General features: G+C 68.1%; 3 protein-coding genes. All 3 read right to left on the minus strand.

Annotated elements, in window-relative coordinates; genetic code table 11:
• Nucleotides 1-836 (minus strand): serine/threonine-protein kinase (locus tag VF794_RS28910; RefSeq protein WP_331115941.1); only part of this gene is annotated, 836 nt, incomplete at its 3' end.
• Between the two features lie 116 nt (nt 837-952).
• The gene (locus VF794_RS28915) at nt 953-1,246 is read right to left on the minus strand and encodes a hypothetical protein (protein WP_331115943.1); all 294 of its coding nucleotides are present in this window, start codon (nt 1,244-1,246) and stop codon (nt 953-955) included.
• Between the two features lie 11 nt (nt 1,247-1,257).
• Nucleotides 1,258-1,686 (minus strand): peptidoglycan recognition family protein (locus VF794_RS28920; protein WP_331115944.1); only part of this gene is annotated, 429 nt, incomplete at its 5' end.

Here is a 1,686-nt window from a genome sequence, read left to right on the forward strand (position 1 = left end):
TCCTCGTGCACGCCCCGCAGCAGCTCGTCCCGGCACCGCTCGAGGTCGGCCTTGAGTCCGTCGGCGCTCTGGTAGCGCTCCTCGGCGACCTTGGCCAGCAGCTTGAGGACGATGGCGGAGAGGACGGGAGGCAGGTCCGGCACGCGCTCCAGGAGGGGCTGGGGTGCCTGGGCCATGTGGGCGTGGAACCACTCGAGCGCGTCACGCCCTTGAAAGGGGCGGCTGCCCGCCAGCAGCTCATAGAGGGTGACGCCCAGCGAGTAGAGGTCGGTGCGGTAGTCCACCGAGCGGTTCATGCGCCCGGTCTGCTCGGGAGACATGTAGGCCAGGGTGCCTTCGATGAGCGAGGCGGGGGCGGCGTCCACGTGCTCGACGAGCTGAAGGGTGGCGGTGCCGAAGTCGATGAGGCGGGTGTCTCCGGAGGGGGTGACGATGATGTTGGAGGGCTTGATGTCCTTGTGGATGACGCCGCGACGGTGGAGCTCCACCAGGGTGGAGGCCAGGGAGAGGGTCAGCTCCAGGGCTCGGACCACCTCGAGGGGGCGGCCGATGAACCCGGACAGCGTCTCTCCCTCCACGGCCTCCAGGATGAGCACCGGGCGATCATGGAACCGCTCGCACGCATGGGCGCGGGTAACGCCGTGCACGTCGTGGAGGCGCTGAAGGATGCCGAACTCCCGGCGGTAGCGGTCGAGCTCTCGTGGGCCCAGGGCGGAGGCCACGGGCGTCTTGAGGACGCAGGGCAGGCCGTCGGCGTCCCGCACCGCATGGAAGAGCAGGTTGGTGCCGGTGGCCTTGATGGCACCTCGAAGGGTGTAGCCTGGGATGTTCAACATGCCGTGAGGGGACATTCTCGCCGCAAGCAGGCTCGCGTGCCCAGTCCCAGGGAGTGTCCCTTCCTCTCTCGGTTGGTGAGACCCTGGGACGGGCGCCTCGGGTCGGGGAGCGACCGTCAGTGCTTGCCCCGCCGCCGTGTGGCCACCAGCACGGCCACCGCGAGCGCCGGCAGGCCAAGCCATCCCCCCCGCGCGATGAGGCGGTACACTCCACTGCCGGGAAAGTCGTTCTCGTCGGCGATGAGGATGTCATCCCCTCCGAAGTCGGCCTCGCGCTCGATTCGCCGAAGGCTCTCCAGTCCGGGCACGGCGCGCAGCGCGACACCGCTCGTGGGTCCATCGGCGTAGAAGTACTCGTACGTGAAGAGCTTGAGCCCCACCGCCACGAGCCCCAGCAAGACGAGCCCCATCCGGAGCACCTTCATGGCCCGCCGAGCCCCGTTGCGCTCCGGAGCGCGGTGATCCGCCCGTACATGATGCTGCCGGGGCACTCCGTTCCCTTCTTGTAGTCGCGGTGCCCGCCCAGCAGGGTGATGGTCCGGAACTCGGCCTTCAACGTCTTGATGAGCGCCGCGGCGGCGTTGAGCTGCGCCGTGGTGGGCTCATCGTCGAAGTCCCACCAGTTGGCGTCGAAGTCGCCCATCATCAGGATGCCAACCTTCCCCGTGTTGGCCAACTCGACGTGCGAGCCCTTGTACCTCAGAGGTCGCCCCTCGTGGATGCTTCCGGAGGGAGGGATGAGGTAGTGGTACCCGACGTCATCCCACTTCTTCTCGACCATGTGCTTGTGCTCGATCTGCCTGGGCGCCGTCTCTCCGCCGTTGCCCGAGTGGTGGAGGACGAGGGTGGT

Origin of the sequence: Archangium sp., assembly GCF_036389735.1 — a bacterium.
Taxonomy (GTDB): domain Bacteria; phylum Myxococcota; class Myxococcia; order Myxococcales; family Myxococcaceae; genus Archangium.

What these genes read in the sequence shown, in the direction of transcription:
- VF794_RS28915 (WP_331115943.1), bottom strand. Translation starts at nt 1,246, where the DNA reads ATGGGGCTCGTCTTGCTGGGGCTCGTGGCGGTGGGGCTCAAGCTCTTC.